This window comes from Cellulomonas sp. CW35 (assembly GCF_052378485.1).
GTDB lineage: Bacteria > Actinomycetota > Actinomycetes > Actinomycetales > Cellulomonadaceae > Cellulomonas > Cellulomonas uda.
The window spans coordinates 1,070,677-1,086,445 of record NZ_CP199000.1 but is presented as its reverse complement, the minus strand read 5'-3'; the positions used below and the strand labels follow the sequence as shown (position 1 = coordinate 1,086,445).

The 15,769-nt window shown below is 74.8% G+C and carries 15 protein-coding genes, 1 tRNA gene and 1 pseudogene; 11 read left to right on the top strand and 6 right to left on the bottom strand.

What is annotated here, in order from left to right; all coding sequences use genetic code 11:
* Positions 1 to 147 precede the first annotated feature (147 nt).
* The 4 genes from ACT17Q_RS05145 (at position 148) to ACT17Q_RS05130 (ending at position 3,484) form a co-directional block, all read left to right on the top strand.
* Positions 148 to 855 carry a DMT family transporter gene (locus ACT17Q_RS05145; RefSeq protein WP_444665015.1) on the top strand — a complete coding sequence of 236 codons (708 nt, stop codon included), beginning with the start codon at positions 148 to 150 and terminating at the stop codon, positions 853 to 855.
* 25 nt (positions 856 to 880) lie between these two features.
* Positions 881 to 954, top strand: a tRNA-Met gene (locus tag ACT17Q_RS05140).
* A gap of 159 nt (positions 955 to 1,113) precedes the next feature.
* Entirely contained in the window at positions 1,114 to 2,049 is a 936-nt protein-coding gene (locus tag ACT17Q_RS05135) for a PaaX family transcriptional regulator (protein WP_444665014.1), read from the top strand.
* Positions 2,050 to 2,227: 178 nt separating this feature from the next.
* The gene (locus tag ACT17Q_RS05130) at positions 2,228 to 3,484 is read left to right on the top strand and encodes a cellulose binding domain-containing protein (protein ID WP_444665013.1); all 1,257 of its coding nucleotides are present in this window, start codon (positions 2,228 to 2,230) and stop codon (positions 3,482 to 3,484) included.
* Between the two features lie 114 nt (positions 3,485 to 3,598).
* Here ACT17Q_RS05130 and ACT17Q_RS05125 read toward each other — a convergent pair whose 3' ends face one another.
* The 4 genes from ACT17Q_RS05125 to ACT17Q_RS05110 all read right to left on the bottom strand — a co-directional run bounded on the left by ACT17Q_RS05125 (position 3,599) and on the right by ACT17Q_RS05110 (position 9,521).
* Positions 3,599 to 4,786 (bottom strand): hypothetical protein, encoded by a 1,188-nt coding sequence (locus tag ACT17Q_RS05125; protein WP_444665012.1) that lies wholly within the window; start codon positions 4,784 to 4,786, stop codon positions 3,599 to 3,601.
* 98 nt (positions 4,787 to 4,884) lie between these two features.
* A complete protein-coding gene (locus ACT17Q_RS05120; protein WP_444665011.1) occupies positions 4,885 to 7,518 on the bottom strand; it encodes an alpha/beta hydrolase in 2,634 nt (877 codons plus the stop codon).
* A 251-nt stretch (positions 7,519 to 7,769) separates the two neighbouring features.
* A complete protein-coding gene (locus ACT17Q_RS05115; RefSeq protein WP_444665010.1) occupies positions 7,770 to 8,363 on the bottom strand; it encodes a hypothetical protein in 594 nt (197 codons plus the stop codon).
* A 15-nt stretch (positions 8,364 to 8,378) separates the two neighbouring features.
* Complete coding sequence (locus ACT17Q_RS05110; protein WP_444665009.1) at positions 8,379 to 9,521, bottom strand: zinc-dependent alcohol dehydrogenase; 1,143 nt, start codon at positions 9,519 to 9,521, stop codon at positions 8,379 to 8,381.
* Positions 9,522 to 9,796: 275 nt separating this feature from the next.
* Between ACT17Q_RS05110 and ACT17Q_RS05105 the strand changes: the two genes are divergently transcribed.
* The 5 genes and pseudogenes from ACT17Q_RS05105 to ACT17Q_RS05085 all read left to right on the top strand — a co-directional run bounded on the left by ACT17Q_RS05105 (position 9,797) and on the right by ACT17Q_RS05085 (position 13,061).
* Positions 9,797 to 10,822 carry an iron-containing redox enzyme family protein gene (locus tag ACT17Q_RS05105; RefSeq protein WP_444665008.1) on the top strand — a complete coding sequence of 342 codons (1,026 nt, stop codon included), beginning with the start codon at positions 9,797 to 9,799 and terminating at the stop codon, positions 10,820 to 10,822.
* Between the two features lie 68 nt (positions 10,823 to 10,890).
* Positions 10,891 to 11,067, top strand: coding sequence for a CDGSH iron-sulfur domain-containing protein (locus ACT17Q_RS05100; RefSeq protein WP_141318777.1), 177 nt, complete (start codon positions 10,891 to 10,893; stop codon positions 11,065 to 11,067).
* Positions 11,064 to 11,189, top strand: a complete 126-nt coding sequence (locus ACT17Q_RS05095; RefSeq protein WP_255407198.1) for a hypothetical protein — start codon at positions 11,064 to 11,066, stop codon at positions 11,187 to 11,189. Before ACT17Q_RS05100 ends, ACT17Q_RS05095 begins: the two co-directional genes overlap by 4 nt.
* Positions 11,162 to 11,929 (top strand): annotated as a pseudogene (locus tag ACT17Q_RS05090) (APC family permease); the annotation flags it as partial. The gene ACT17Q_RS05095 and the pseudogene ACT17Q_RS05090, both read left to right, overlap by 28 nt.
* A gap of 124 nt (positions 11,930 to 12,053) precedes the next feature.
* On the top strand, positions 12,054 to 13,061 hold the full coding sequence (locus ACT17Q_RS05085; protein WP_444665007.1) for a DUF808 domain-containing protein: 1,008 nt from the start codon (positions 12,054 to 12,056) through the stop codon (positions 13,059 to 13,061).
* 3 nt (positions 13,062 to 13,064) lie between these two features.
* Here ACT17Q_RS05085 and ACT17Q_RS05080 read toward each other — a convergent pair whose 3' ends face one another.
* A complete protein-coding gene (locus ACT17Q_RS05080) occupies positions 13,065 to 13,790 on the bottom strand; it encodes a DUF72 domain-containing protein (protein ID WP_141318734.1) in 726 nt (241 codons plus the stop codon).
* A gap of 78 nt (positions 13,791 to 13,868) precedes the next feature.
* Entirely contained in the window at positions 13,869 to 14,009 is a 141-nt protein-coding gene (locus ACT17Q_RS05075) for a hypothetical protein (RefSeq protein ID WP_444665006.1), read from the bottom strand.
* 112 nt (positions 14,010 to 14,121) lie between these two features.
* Here ACT17Q_RS05075 and ACT17Q_RS05070 point away from each other — a divergent pair, with 112 nt between their 5' ends.
* The gene (locus tag ACT17Q_RS05070; RefSeq protein WP_444665005.1) at positions 14,122 to 14,883 is read left to right on the top strand and encodes a histidine phosphatase family protein; all 762 of its coding nucleotides are present in this window, start codon (positions 14,122 to 14,124) and stop codon (positions 14,881 to 14,883) included.
* Positions 14,880 to 15,749 (top strand): NAD(P)H-hydrate dehydratase, encoded by an 870-nt coding sequence (locus ACT17Q_RS05065; RefSeq protein WP_444665004.1) that lies wholly within the window; start codon positions 14,880 to 14,882, stop codon positions 15,747 to 15,749. Before ACT17Q_RS05070 ends, ACT17Q_RS05065 begins: the two co-directional genes overlap by 4 nt.
* The last annotated feature ends 20 nt before the right edge of the window (positions 15,750 to 15,769 follow it).

Here is a 15,769-nt window from a genome sequence, read left to right as displayed (position 1 = left end):
GCACGCGCCCGGCGACACCCCCGTGCGGCCGGCCCGTGCCGCCCGGGACGTGGTGGTGAAGTACCTCGCGCCCTGGCCACACGCTCCTCCTGGCCCCGCGACCCGCGCACGTGGGGCCACCTCGTCGCGCTCGGTCTGCTGCTGTGCGTGCTGCCGTTCATCGCGTTCGCGTGGGCCGGGCAGCACCTCGCGTCCGGTCTGTCGTCGATCTTCAACGCGACCACCCCGCTCATGACCGCCGCGGCCGCCGCGGCGCTCCTGCCCACCGAGCGGCTCACCGCCCGGCAGCGCGTCGGGCTCGCGCTCGGCATCGTCGGCGTCGTCGTGATCGTCGGGCCCTGGACCTACGTGTCCGACCTGGCCGCGAGCGCACCCGTCGCCGCGGTGCTCGCGTGCCTCGGCGCGACCGCGTGCTACGGCCTGGGCATGACGTACCTGCGCCGCTTCGTCACTCCCCTGCACCTGCCCGCACCGACCGTCGCGGCCGGCCAGGTGGGCAGCGCGGCGGTCGTCATGCTGCTGCTCGCACCCGTCGTGGCGCGCGAGCCCGTGACGCTGTCCACGTCGGTGGTGCTGAGCGTCGTCGCGCTCGGCGTGCTCGGCACCGGGATCGCGTACGTGTGGAACACGCAGGTCGTGGCCGCGTGGGGCGCGCAGCGCGCCTCGACCGTCACCTACCTCACGCCCGTCGTCGGCGTCGCGCTCGGCATGGCGGTGCTCGGCGAGCACCTCGCGTGGCACGAGCCGGTGGGCGGCGTCCTGGTGGTCGTCGGGGTCGTCGTCGCGCAGGGCGCGGTGCGGCTCGGGCCGCTCCCGTGGCGCGGGTCACGTCGGGACGATTTGGCCGCTCGGTAGGTCTGTCGTAAGGTTGTCGAGCCGACGCGGGGTGGAGCAGCTCGGTAGCTCGCTGGGCTCATAACCCAGAGGTCGCAGGTTCAAATCCTGCCCCCGCTACAAGAAGCCGAAGGCCCTTGCGCTCAGACGAGCGCAAGGGCCTTCGGCATGTCCGGGCGTCGACCGTGACACCCTCCGCGGCGGTCAGCGTCGGGATGCTGGGCAGGGCAGATGCCTGCGTCGTCACCGCGCTCGGCTGCTCGGGCCTAGGGTCGTCGCATGGCGAGCCGCGCCGACGACGACCTCGACGCCCCTCGGGCCCGGACGGGCCCCAACCCGCAGCACCTGCTGGCGACCCTCCTGGGCGAGTACCTCGACTCCGCCGACGCGCCGCTGCCGCCGGCTGCGCTCGACGCGGTGCTCGCGGAGTTCGGGTTCAGCGCCTCGAGCGCCCGGGCGGCGCTGAACCGACTGGCCCGGCGCGGGCTGGTCGAGGCGCGCGGACGCGGCCGGGCGACCGTGTACCACCTGACCACCGCGTCGATCGCGCGGCAGACCACGATGCACCGCTTCCTCGCGTACGGGACCCGCACCGCCGCACCCGACGACCGCTGGTCCGCCGTCTCGTACTCCCTGCCGGAGTCACGCCACGCGGAGCGGCACGCGGTCCGCAAGGTGCTGACCTCGGCGGGGTTCGCGCGGCTGTACGACAGCGTGTGGATCAGCCCGGAGGGGGTCCGCGAGGAAGTCCTCGCGGCGTTGCGGGACGCACTCGGTGGCGTCGACGCGGCGCGCTGGTCGGTCATGCGGGTGCGGTTCGAGGACGTCGCGGGCACGCAGGGCCCGGCGGACGCGTACGACCTCGCGGGCGTGGCGCAGGAGTTCCGCGCGTTCCTCGAGGCGCACACCCCGGTGCTGCACGCCGTGCGCGCGGGTGCGGTCGACGACGCCGGTGCGCTGGTCGCCCGGACACGCCTCATGGACCAGTGGCGCTCGCTCGTGCTGCGACACCCGGACCTGCCGGCCGACGTGGTCCCCCCCGACTGGCCCGTGCAAGCGGCCCGGGACCTGCTCGTCGAGGTGCACACGGCGCTCGGGCCCGGGGCACGGCGACGCCTCGTCGAGGTCGCGGCGCCGTCCTGGCCCGACGCGGCCCGGTGGGTCACGTACTTCGTCGCCGCCGCCGACCCCGCGCAGCCGCCGCGCCGCGGGTGACGACTGGCCGCGGGTGACGACTGGTTGCGAGTGACGACTGGTTGCGAGTCACGACTGGCCGAATCGTTTCCGCGACGCCGGACCACCGCACAAGTACTCGACAGTTTTCGTCACTCCCGCGACGGTTGGTGTACACGAACGCATCGGTGCGTCCGCGCACCTCCGAGGGAGGACTCCCATGAGACGACGACTGCTCACCCGCGCGGGCCTGACCGCCGCGCTCGCCCTCGGCGCGCTGGGCGCAGGGCTCGCGCCGGCGGCCGCGGCGCCGGGCGGGTCCGGCCCCTACCCGGCCGACTACTCGACCGCCGGCTCGCTGCCGAGCCACACCATCTACCGCCCCGTGAACCTCCCCGCCGAGCGCCTGCCCATCGTGGTCTGGGGCAACGGCGGGTGCTCCGGCAACGGCACCTCGCAGGTCAACTTCCTGCGGGAGATCGCCTCGCACGGGTTCCTCGTCATCGCCAACGGCTCCCCCAACGGCGGGGGCAGCACCACCTCGACGATGCTCACGCAGTCGATCGACTGGGCGTTCGCCGAGAACAGCCGTGCGGGCAGCGCGCTGGCCGGGCGCATCGACACGAGCGAGGTCGCGGTCGCGGGGTTCTCGTGCGGCGGTCTCGAGGCGTACGCGGTCGCCGGCGACCCGCGGGTCACGACGACCGCGATCTTCTCCAGCGGCCTGCTCAACGACGGCGACGACTGGCAGCTGCGCCGTCTCGACGACCCGATCGCGTACTTCATCGGCGGACCCGGCGACATCGCCTATCCCAACGCGATCGACGACTGGGGCAAGCTGCCGGCGGGCCTGCCCGCCTTCATGGGCAACCTGCCCGTGGGGCACGGCGGTACGTACGACCAGTACAACGGCGGCGAGTTCGCGCGGGTCGGCACGCTGTGGTTCACATGGCAGCTCAAGGGCGACGCCCAGGCCGGACGCGCGTTCGTCGGGCAGAACTGCGGCCTGTGCGGCGGGCAGTGGGACGTCCGGCAGAAGAACCTCGTCCTGACGGACCCGACGCCGACCCCCACGCCCACACCGACTCCCACGCCCACACCGACTCCCACACCGACTCCCACGCCGACGCCCACCCCGACGCCGACCCCCACGCCGACGCCTGACCGGACCGACGACCCGGTGGGCGGCGCGTGCACCGCGACGTACACGGTCGCGAGCCAGTGGGGCGAGGGGTTCGTCGCGAACATCGACGTGACCGCCGGGTCCGCGCTGAACGGGTGGGTGGTGCAGGTGCGGCTGCCCGACGGTGCGGCCGTCGCGGGCTCGTGGAGCAGCGCGCAGTCCGGCACCACCGGCACGGTGACCTTCGGCAACGCACCGTGGAACGGCACGCTGCGTCAGGGCGAGCGCACGAGCTTCGGGTTCCAGGGCACCGGGTCCGGCGCCGGCGCGACGGTGACGTGCCGGGCCGCATGATCGGCCGCTGACCGCGCGGGGGGCGCGGGCACGGGGGTGCGGGTCGGACGACCCGCACCCCCGTGCCGTCCCTGCCCTGCGACGGACCGGCGGAAGCCCGGCACGGCGTCGACGTCAGGCGGCAGCCGGGTCGGGGTCCACCTCGGGCGCGTCGTGCGGAGCGACGCCCGCGGCGGCGAGGGCCGCGTCGATCCGCGCCTGCACGCGCCGCGCGGACCGGCGCCGCTGGCGCACGACGAGCACGGGCACGCCGACGACGAGCAGCAGCAGCACGAGCTGTGCCCACGGCACCGCCCACACCACGACCGGCACGGCGGACGGTGCGAGCGCGACGTCGACGACGTCGTCGCCGACGACTACGGGCACGGCCTCGACCTCGCCGGACGCGCGCACCAGCGGCCACAGCCGCACGGTCGTCTCGACGGACGCGGAGCCCTCCGGAAGCACCTCGCGGACCTGCGTGGTGGCGCTGACCTCGCCGGTCCCGGCCGGGCCCGCCAGGGTGACGCCCGCGCGCGCGCCGAGCCGCACGTCACCCTCGTTGCGCAGCACGTAGCGCACGTGCGCGGTGCCCGGCGCGAACGGGTTCCACGACGGCTCCCAGCGGACCTCGACGTCGCCGGGCGCCACACGTGCGCGGATGTCGCCCGTCACGCGCAGGTGCAGCCGCACCCCGACCCGCGCCGCCACCCGCACGGCCGCCTCGTCGTCCACCAGCTCGGCGACGACGCCCGCGGGGTGGTCACCGGGCCGCGCCTGCGCCGGCACCGTGACGGTGAGGGGCACCACGAGCGACCCTCCCGCTGGCAGCGCGACGCGGAACCCTCCGCCGGCCACGGGCTCGGCGCCCTCCGGGGGCTGCAGCGTGACCCACGCACCCGAGTCGCGCGGTGCGTCCTCGCTCGGGCGCACGTCGAAGTCGCCGTCGGCCGAGACGGTCCCGTCGGCCGCGTAGACGTGGAACGTCGCGGGCCGGTCGCTGAAGTTGGTGACGACGACGTGCTCGTCCACCGACGCCCCGGGGTCGAGCGCGTGCCGCAGCGAGATCCGCCCGTCGGGTCCGTCCGCCGTCGCGGGCTCCACGGTCCACGTGACCGTCCCGCTCGACGAACCGCTCGACGAGCCGCTCGACGAGCCGGGCGAACCGCTGGAGGCCGGTGCGGGTGTCGCGTCGGCGGCGTGCGTGCCGGTCGCCGAGAGCGTCACGAGCCCGACGAGCAGGCCGGCGGACGCCGCGAACCGCGCAGCGGCCGACGCCGGACGCCGCCGCCTGGCGGACGTGGTGGTGCGGATGACGGGCACGGTTGCCTCCTGCACGTGCGTCGACGTGTCCTCGTGCGCCGACGAGCACGGCGGGGCGCCGACCGGCCCCGCCGTGCTCGTCGTGCTGGTGCGTGCGGTCAGTCGACCGGGAACAGCGAGAGCGTCAGCGCACCCTCGTACGTGCCCGGCGCGGTGTCCACGGGGACCTCGAGGAACAGGTCCGCGCCCATCGTCGTCGAGCCGAACCTGCCCTTCGGGGTCGCCGACGCGAGCCGGCCCGGGACGAGGAGCCCGTCTCCCCCGCCGAGCACGGTGGGTCGCTGCGCCCCCGCGGCCACGCCGTCGCGCGGGTCGCGCACGAACGGCCGCCAGCCGAGGTGGTCGGCGTCGAGCGTGCGGGAGCCGGACGAGAACGCGTACGCCATGCCGGCGACGGCCCAGCCGCTCGCACCGGCCTGCGCGACCGAGCGCGAGTCGGTGACGGTGACCGTGGGCAGGGCCCCGGTGAACCGCAGGCGGTCGCCGCGGTTGGCGGCCTGGTCCAGGGTCACGCCCGCGCCGTCGTCGTCGACCGAGAGGGCCAGCACGCCCGGGGCGCCTTCGCGGACCTCGGCGCGCACGGGGATGCCGGGCGCGGACTCGCTGCGGAACAGCCGCGGCAGCAGGTCGACGAGGTTCTTCTGCCACGTGTCGAACCCGTGCGGTCCCTGCGTGACACCCGCGAACTCGTGCTCGATCCCGTTCTCCTCGAGGAGGTCGAGCAGGTCCATCGTCGCCTGGTACGTGAAGTCGAGGACGTCGCCGGTGTAGATGCGCGCGAACGTGGTCCCCTCGTTCACCGCCTCGGGGTCGAACGTCGGCGTCCCGAAGAACAGCCCACCGGAGAACGCGGCGATCCAGCCGAATTCGCCGGGGTGGGTGAGCCACGTGTTGAGCGTGTTCATCGCACCCATCGAGAGACCGGCGAGCGCCTGCCGGTCGGCGTCGGACGCGATGTTGTACTCCGCGCGCGCCGCCGGCGCGAGGTTCTCGAGCAGCTCCGCGGGGAAGTCCGGCACGTTGCCGTTGCCCATGACGACGACCATCGGGACGATCGCACCGTCGATCGAGTGGTGGTCGAGGATCTGCGCGGCACGGCCGACCTCGACCCAGTCGCCCCAGCTCTGGCCACCGCCGTGGTTGAGGTAGAGCACGGGATACGGCTCGGCGCGGTCGGCGTCGTAGCCCGGCGGCGTCCACACGTACGCGGAGCGCTCCTCGCCCGCGACCTTGCTGTCGTACGTCAGGACGGACAGCTCGCCGCCCTGCCCCGCGGGCACGTCCGAGAGCATCCGGTCGGTGGTGCCGGGCACGAACAGCGGGCTCACGCCGGTGAGCGTGTTGACCGTGTCCTGCGGGTCCTTCTCGTCCACGCCGTCGACGACGTAGCGGTAGTAGTAGAACCCGTCGAGCGGCCCCATGGAGACCCGCCAGCGCTGCCCGACCTTCGTCATCGGCACCCGGAACCAGGCACCGTTCGGCGCCCAGTTCGCCCACACGGTGACGTCCTTCGCGTCGGCCCACTGGGTGCCGGTCTCGAACGTCACGATGCCGTGCTCGCCGATGTGCGGCGTGGTGATCGACCCGGCCGCGGGCGGCGCGTAGGGGCCGTCCAGGGGCAGGTTGCCCTCGCGCGGGCCGGGGTCGGCGTCGTCCTGGAAGACACGGGACGCGAAGTCGCGCAGCGCCTCACGCCAGGTGTCCCACGTCGCGCCCGAGTCGGGGTCGACACCGTCGAACTCGTGCTCGACGCCGGCGCGCTCGAGCGTGCGCAGGAGGGCGTGCGTGCGGTTGTACGCCGGGTCGAGCACGTTGCCGACGTAGACCCGCAGCAGGTCGGTGCCCTCGTTGACCGCGCGGGCGACGCCCGCGCCGACGGTCCCGTTCAGGTGACCCGAGAACGACCCCACCGACCCGAACGTGCCCGGGTCGCTGCGCAGCACGTTCAGGGCGTGGTTGGCGCCGTCGCCGATGCCCGCGACGGCCTGGCCGGACGGCTCGTCCGTCACGTGGTAGGCCTCGCGTGCGGCCTCGACCACGCCGTCGAGCAGCTCGCTGCGCGGGTCCGTCCCGCCGGTGTCGGCCATGACGACGACCATGGGCTCGATCCGGCCCTCGGCCGCGAGGTTGTCGAGGATCTGCGGCGCGCGGCCCAGCTCGGCCCACTCCTGCGCCGTCTGCGACCCGTCGGCGAGCAGGTAGAGCACCGGGTACGCGTCGGCGCGGTGCGCGTCGTAGCCCGGAGGGGTCCACACGAGGGTGGTGCGTTCGTCGTCGGTCACCGGACTGCGGTAGGTGAGCTCGTCGACGTCGCCCCCGGCGGGCAGGTCAGCCATCCACTGCACGGACGGACCGGGGACGAACAGCGTGTTCCACGTCGGGTGGGACGTGACGGCCACGGGGCTCGTGGGCTCGCGGAACGACTTCTTGGTGCGGTCCGCCCAGGTGGCCGTGTACTGGTAGTAGTACAGCCCCGGCGCGAGCGGGCCGACCGACGCCTGGTAGCTGGACCCGCTCGGGTCGAGCGCCAGGTCCGCCCACGTGCCGCTGGGCCCGATGTTGCCCTGCAGCTCGAGCACCTGGGGCCGCGAGCCGAGGATCTCCTCCGCGTCCGCCTGCGGGACGGTGAACCGGTGGTACCCCTCCGGGATGGTCGACACCCATGCGTCGGGAGCCGGCCCGTCCTGCGCCGCCTGCGCGCTCGTCACCGACGCACCCACCGCGAGCGCCACCCCCGTCATCGTCGCCGCCGCGCGGCGTCCAGCGCCCGGTCCGCGGGCCCCCTGCCGAGTCATCCCCATCGATTCCTCCTCGTCGACCGACTGCGCGGCGGTGCGCCCAGGAGCGCCACGAGTTCTACACCGATGTAGAGCCGCCCCCCGCTTCCCCTACCGAGGTAGAGGGATGTCCGCATCGTGTCGGTCTGCCCGGTGCGCGTCAAGGGCGAGCCGGTCGACGAGCGCGCGCGCCGGGTCACGCCGGGTCAACGGCGGCGGACCACCGCCCGCACCGCCACCGCCGCGGCCAGCCCGGCCGCGACCCACGGGCCGGCGACGACCAGGACGTCGAGCGGCTGGTGCCGCACGTCCACCCTCCCCCGTCGCGACGCGACCGGGTGCCGGTGCGCCTCCGAGAGGACCCCGGTCTCGGTGAGGGGGTCGTCGGGCCGGGTGCTCGCGAGCGAGCGCCAGTGCGCCGCGGTCGACTCGACGCGGTCCGCCGCGATGAGCAGCAGCCAGTGCGCGGCCCGGCCCTCGCTGAACCGTTCGTACGAGTAGCGGCGGATCGCCCCCGCGACGCCCGTCAGCGGCTGCGCGGTCCCGAACACGGGCGTGAGCTCCAGGTGCTCGAGCGACCGCTCACGCGGGGACGTCTGCTCCTGCCGCTCGGGGAAGTCCCAGCGCGCACGCGGCAGGTCGGTGCGCTCGCGCGGGCACGAGGGCCGGTCGGCCGGGTCGAGGTCGGCACCCCACCCGGGGATGCGGGCGCGCAGCTGGTCGGGGGTCTCGCGCAGCGGAGGGCGGTCGGCGGTGTACGGGGCGTGCGTCGGCGTCGCGTCGTCGGCGGGGGTCGTCATCGGTGTCACCTCTCCTCAGGCGGGCACGACGAGGGGCTTGATGCACCCGTCGAGCTTCGCGGACATCACGTGGTAGGCCTCGGCGATGTGCTCGAGCGGGAACCGGTGCGTCACGATGTCCGACGGCGTGAGGTACCCGTTGCGGACGTGCTCGAGCAGCCGCGGCCACTGTCGCTTCACCGGGGCCTGGTTGGTGCGGATCGTCAGCCCCTTGTTCATCGCGTCGCCGAACTTCACGGCGGAGAACAGCGGCCCGTAGGCGCCCATGACGGACACCGTGCCGCCTTTGCGCACGGCGTCGATCGCCCAGTTCAGGGCGACCGGGGAGCCGCCCTGGAGCTTGAGCTTGGCGGCCGTCACGTGCTGGACCAGGTTGCCGTCCGCCTCGGCTCCCACGGCCTCGATCACGCGGTCGGCCCCCAGGCCGTCGGTCGCCTTCTTGAGCTCGACGACGATGTCGTCGTGCTCCGCGTAGCTGCGCGTCTCCGCGTACGCGAACTCGCGGGCCTTCGCCAGCCGGTGCTCGATCTGGTCGACGACGATCACGCGGCCCGCCCCCATGAGCCACGCGGACCGCGCCGCGAACAGCCCCACGGGCCCGGCGCCCAGCACGACGACGGTGTCGCCCTCGGCGATGTCCGCCAGCTGCGCGCCGAAGTACCCGGTGGCGAGCGCGTCCGTCATCAGGACGGCGTCCTCGTCGGACAGCCAGTCGGGGACCGGCGAGGGACCCACGTCGGCGAACGGGACCCGCACGTACTGGGCCTGGCCGCCGTCGTAGCCCCCGGTCGTGTGCGAGTACCCGTAGATGCCGCCGACCGCCGTCGCGTTCGGGTTCACGTTGTGGCAGTTCGAGTACAGGCCGCGCGCGCAGAAGAAGCACGAGCCGCAGAAGATGTTGAACGGCACCATGACCCGGTCGCCGACGCGCAGGTTCTCGACCGACGGACCGACCTGCTCGACGACCCCGACGAACTCGTGCCCGAACGTGTGACCGACCCGCGTGTCCGGCATCATCCCGTGGTAGAGGTGCAGGTCGGAGCCGCAGATCGCGGCGCACGTCACCCGCACGACCGCGTCGTTGGGGTGCTCGACGCGCGGCTCGTCCTTCTCCTCGACGCGGACCTTGTACGGACCGCGGTAGACCATGGCGCGCATGGGCGTCCTCCTGGAGGTCGGTGGTCTCCAGGGTGGGCACAGCATCGACCGTCCCGCATCCGGGGCCGCGATCCGCGGGGGTGCACGTCCCCGGAGGCGGCCTCGCCGGGGCCGTGGCAGCCTGTCCGGGTGCTGATGTGGACGACGGGTCGGACCTCGGGTCGAGGCGTGCCGACGGGACCCGCGACGGACGGGACGAGCGCCGGCGAGGCGCCCCCCGTCGGCGGCCGAGGGCAGCGATGACGACGGTCACCGTCGGCGCCGCGCGAGGCGCCATGCGAGTACCCGGGCCCCGGGGGCCGCTGAGCGCACGCGTGCTGCCCGTGCTCGCGGCAGCACCCGACGCGGTTCCCGACGACGACCGCGCCGCCCTCCTCGTCGCCGCTCGGGAGGCGGTGGCGTCCACCACCGACCTGCTGCGCGACGACGACGTCCAGCTGACGCTGTTCGTCCTGTACGAGCTGCACTACCGCGGCGTCGCCGGCGTCGACGACCGGTGGGAGTGGGACCCGGACCTGCTGCGCGCCCGCGCCGTGCTGGAGGACGCGTTCGAGCGGGTCCTGCGCGGTCGCGTCGAGACCCCCACGGGCGTCCCGGCCGACCGGCGCGCGGTCGCGGACGCCCTGTTCGCGATGACGGCGCCCGGTCCTGGGCCGAGCCTCGCGCGCTTCGTCGGACGGCGTGCGACGCGCGACCAGCTCGACGAGCTCCTGGTGCACCGATCGGTCTACCAGCTCAAGGAGGCCGACCCTCACACGTGGGCGATCCCGCGCCTCGAGGGTGGTGCCAAGGCGGCGCTCGTCGAGATCCAGGCGGACGAGTACGGCGGCGGCGCACCCGAGCGCATGCATTGCGAGCTGTTCGCGGTCGCGATGCGCGGCGCGGGGCTCGACGCGACCTTCGGGGCGTTCGTCGACCAGGTCCCGGCCGTCACGCTCGCCTCCGTCAACGCGATGTCGCTGCTGGGCCTGCACCGGCGTCTGCGTGGTGCGATCACCGGCCACCTGGCCGCGTTCGAGATGACGAGCTCGCTGCCCAACCGCCTGTACGGCGACGGGTTCCGGCGCCACGGGCTCGGCCCCGACACGACCTGGTACTTCGACGAGCACGTCGAGGCCGACGCGGTCCACGAGCAGATCGCGGGCCGCGACCTCGCGGGCGGGCTGGCCGAGCAGGAGCCCGCGCTCGTGCCGGACATCCTGTTCGGCGCCGCGGTCTGCCTGTCCCTCGACGAGCTCGTCGCGGCGCACGTGCTCGACGCGTGGGAGCACGGCCGGTCCTCGCTGCGGGAGGCGGCGTGACGACGACGCAGCCCGCTCCCCCGCCCGAGGGCACCGCACCCCGGCCGGACCGCTTCGCACCGCCGCGGATCGTCGCGTGCCCCGACGGCCCGATCCTCGTGCGCGGCGACGTCGAGATCGTCGACGACGAAGGCCGTCCGCTGCCCCGGCGGCGGCGCACCGTGGCGCTGTGCCGCTGCGGCAGCTCCGCGATCGCGCCCTACTGCGACGGCACGCACAAGGCGATCGGCTTCACCACCTCATGACCACCGCACCCGCGACGGACGAGCGTCCGACCCGTCTGCGGCGCGCCGTGACCGGCCCGCTGCTGTTCCTGTTCATCCTGGGCGACGTGCTGGGGCCGCCGCGACGCTGGGCGGCGCCCTGATCGCGTTCTACTCCTTCGTCGGGTTCGAGACCTCGGCGAACATCGCCGAGGAGGTGCGCGACGTGCCGCGCGTGTACCCGCGCGCCTTGTTCGGCGCGCTCGCCACCGCGGGCGTCGTGTACGTGCTCGTCGGTCTCGTCGCACCCGCGGCGGTCCCGCCCCGGCAGCTCCAGGAGTCCAGCGGGCCGCTGCTCGAGGTCGTCGAGGCGGCCGGCGGCGTGCCGCTCGAGGTGTTCTCCGTGATCGCGCTGGTCGCGGTGGCCAACGGCGCGCTGCTCACCATGATCATGTCGAGCCGGCTCGCGTACGGGATGGCCGACGAGGGTCTGCTGCCGTCGGTGTTCGCACGCGTCCTGCCGGGGCGCCGCACGCCCGTCGTCGCGATCGTCGCGACGACGGCGGTCGCGATGGTGCTGACCGCCACGGGCTCGCTCGTCGACCTCGCGTCCACGGTCGTCCTCCTGCTCCTGCTCGTGTTCCTGAGCACGAACGTCGCGGTGCTCGTGCTGCGCCGCGACCACGTGGGGCACGACCACTTCCGCGCCTGGACCGCGCTGCCGGTGCTCGCCGCGGCGACGTGTCTCGGGCTGCTCACCCAGCAGCAGGCGCGGCACTGGCTGCTCGCGGGCGTCCTGCTCGCGCTCGGCGTCGTCCTGTACGCCCTCGCGCGGTGGTCCGCCCGCCGCGGCACCCCGGCCGCCGAGCCCGAGCCGGTGCGCACCGGCGCGCCCGACGCGTGAGGCGGCCGGTCCCCACCCGTCCGCCGCGCCCTCGCCCGCCGGGCGTGTGGACGTGACGCACCGTCAGGGCGTCCTGCTGGCAGGATGCGGCATACCCCGGTAGGCACGACGACGAAGGCGGCTCATGGCAGGCGGACTGGCAGCACTGCTCGACGACATCGCGGCGCTCGCGAAGCTCGCCGCGGCGTCGGTCGACGACGTCGGCGCGGCCGCCGGGCGCGCGAGCGCCAAGGCCGCGGGCGTCGTCATCGACGACACCGCGGTCACCCCGCGCTACGTCACGGGCGTCTCGCCGCAGCGCGAGCTGCCGATCATCTGGCGGATCGCGCGGGGCTCGCTGCGAAACAAGCTGCTGTTCATCCTCCCCGCGGCACTGCTGCTCAGCCAGTTCCTGCCCTGGCTGCTCACCCCGATCCTCATGGTCGGCGGGACGTACCTCGCGTTCGAGGGCGCCGAGAAGCTGTGGGAGGCCGTGACCGGGCACGGTGGCAAGGAGGTCCCCGTCGCCGCGGAGGAGGACGGCGCGGCCGCCGAGAAGCGGCTCATCGGCGCCGCCATCCGCACCGACTTCATCCTGTCCGCCGAGATCATGGTCATCTCCCTCAACGAGGTGGCCGACGAGGGGCTGGCCTCGCGCGCCGCGATCCTGGTGGTCGTCGCGCTGCTCATGTCGGTTCTCGTGTACGGCGTGGTCGCGGTCATCGTGAAGATGGACGACGTCGGGCTGCGCCTCGCGCAGACGCGGTTCGGTGCGAGCGCCGCGCTCGGGCGCGGGCTCGTCGCCGCGATGCCGAAGGTGCTCTCGGTGCTGTCGGTCGTCGGCGTGGTCGCGATGCTCTGGGTGGGTGGGCACATCCTGCTCTCGGGCGTCGACGAACTCGGCTGGCACTGGCCGCACGACGTGGTGCACCACCTCGAGGAGGCCGTGCACGGCGTCGCGGGGGTGGGCGGGGTCCTCACCTGGCTGGTCGGCACGCTCGTCGCGGCGCTCGTCGGCGTCGTCGTGGGCGCGGTCGTCGTCGGCGTGGTGCACCTGGTGCACCACGTGCGGGGCGGTCACGACGAGGCGCACGACGAGGCGGCGCACGACGAAGCCGAGCACGGCGAGGGCGACGCGGCGCCCGCGCCCTGACGCTCAGCGCAGCAGGTCACGCAGCGTGCGCGCGTTGCGCACCGCGTTCCCGCCGCCGTCGTTGTTGAAGTACGCGAGCACGTCGTGCCCGCCGCGCTGCCACTCGCGCACCCGCTGCGCCCACCAGCCCAGGTCCTCGTCGGAGTACGAGCCCGCGTACAGGTGATGGTGATCGGGACCGTGCAGCCGCACGTAGACGAGCGGCGCCGTCGCGCGCAGCACGCACGGCAGCCCCGCCCCGCTCAGCACCACGTACGCGGCGCGGCGCCGCGCGAGCAGCTCGAACACCTCGTCGACCTGCCAGCTCGGGTGCCGCAGCTCGACGGCGACGTCCACCCACGGCGGGACGCGCGCGAGGAACCAGTCCAGCCGGGCGTCGTCACGCTCCTGGTCGGGGCGCAGCTGGACGAGGAGCGCACCGCGCCGGCCCCGCAGCTCGTGCAGCCCGCGCTCGACCCGCCCGAGCCACGCCTCGGGGCCGTACAGCCGACGCGCGTGCGTGAGCCCGCGGGGCGCCTTGACCGTCATCCGGAAGCCCTCGGGCAGGCGGCGCCGCCACGAGGCGAAGGCCGCGTCCCGCGGCCACCGGTAGAAGCTCGCGTTGAGCTCGACGGTCTCGAACTCCTGCAGGTAGCGCGCGAGCCGGTGCTCGGGCGGCATCCCGGGCGGGTACAGCACATCGGTCCAGTGGTCGTACGACCACCCCGACGTCCCGACGGCGACGCTCATCCGCCCTCCCGGACAGGCCCGCGCGGGCCGGCGCAGCCGCCGGTCCGCGCGAGGGACTCCCGCAGGTCCGTGCGACCGCTACGGCGCGTCGCCCTCCGCCGGGTCCTGGGAGTGCTCACGCTCGTCCGTCCCCGCATCGCCCTGCGTGCCCGGCTCGCCGGGTTCCGGCGCACCCTCGGCGGGCTCCACCGGGTGCTCTCGCTCCTGCGGCTGCGACATCTCGGTCTCCTCTCGTGCGGTCCCCTCGATCGTGCGGGACCGCCCGGCGCACGGCATCTCGAACCCGCCCGCTCCTCGTGCGGGCCGCGCGCCCGGGTGCGAACGTGGACCGGTGCGCACGTCACCCGAGACGCAGGCCTCCCCCGCTCCCGCCGGCTCCCGCCCGCTCGTCGTGCACGCCGTGCGGCACGGGGAGAGCGCCGGGAACGTCGCGGCGCGCGACGCGGACCGCCGCGGGCTGGACCGCCTCGAGCTCGAGCACCGGGACGCGGACACCCCGCTGTCACCGCTCGGCGCGCAGCAGGCGGCGGCGCTCGGGGTCGCGCTGCGTGACCTCGACCCCGACGAGCGTCCGGTCGCCGTGTGGTCCTCGCCGTACGTGCGCGCGCGGCAGACCGCGCGGCTCGCGCTCGAGCGCGCCGGCCTCGACCTGCCCGTGCGGACGGACGACCGCCTGCGGGACCGCGAGCTCGGCGTGCTCGACCGGCTCACGCGCCGGGGCGTCGAGCGCCTGCACCCCGACGAGGCGGCGGCGCGCCGGCACCTCGGCAAGCTCTACCACCGGCCGGCGGGCGGCGAGTCGTGGCTCGACGTCGCACTGCGCCTGCGGTCCTGGGTCACGGACGTGCGCGACGAGGAGGGCCCGCTGCTCGTCGTGACGCACGACGCGGTCGTCGTCCTGCTGCGCTACGTCCTCGAGCGGCTCGACGAGGAGGGCGTCATGGAGCTCGTGCGTGAGCACGGCGTACGCAACGCGTCGCTCACGACGCTCGTGCGCCGCGGCGGCGTCTGGAGCGCCGAGCGGTTCGACGACGTGGCGCACCTGCGCGACGTCGGAGCGCCCGTCACCGAGCACGCGGGAGAGGTGCGATGAGCGGGTCGACCACCCCGATCGACGGCACGCTGCTGGCGGGGATGCCGCTGCCGGCGGCGACCGGCAGCAAGGACGCGCGCGGGCGCGTCGTCGTGGTCGGTGGTGCCCGCGCGACGGTGGGCGCGGCCCTGCTCGCGGGGATCGCGACGCTGCGGGTGGGCGCGGGGCGGCTCACGCTCGTCGTCGACGAGGCCGCGGCGACGCCCGCGGCGGTCGCGGTGCTCGAGGCCGGCGTGCTCACCTGGTCGCAGGACGAGGGCTGCGACCACGACGCGCTCGACGAGCTCGCGGGCGCCGACGCGGTGCTCGTCGGGCCGGGACTGGCGGACCCCGAGCACTCGCTGCGCCTGCTGCGTCAGGTCGTCGAGACGGCAGCGCCGCGCGTGCCGCTGCTGCTCGACGCGTTCGCGCTCGGAGTGCTCGCCGACGCACCGGACCTCCAGGACCGCGTGCGCGGCCGCGCGGTGCTGACGCCCAACGGGGCCGAGCTCGACCGGCTGCTCGGCGAGGACCGGCCGGACGACGAGCGCGAGGCGGCCGCTCGCCTCGCGGCCCGGCTGGACGCGGTCGTCGTCGCCGCGAGCGCCGTCGCGGACCCCGCAGGCGACGTCCGGGCCGGGGACGCCACGACGCCGGGGCTCGGGACGTCGGGCAGCGGCGACGTGCTCGCGGGCGCCGTCGCGGGTCTCCTGGCGGCGGGGCTCCCGCGGGTCGACGCGGCGGTGTGGGGCGTCGCGCTGCACACCGGGGCGGGTGCGCGGCTCGCGCACGAGCAGGGTGCCGCGGGCTACCTCGCACGCGAGGTGGCCGACGCCCTGCCCGCGGTCCGCCGGCACCTCGCCGCGGTCGCGCACGCGCACCGCTGAGGGCCCGTCACGGCCGTGCC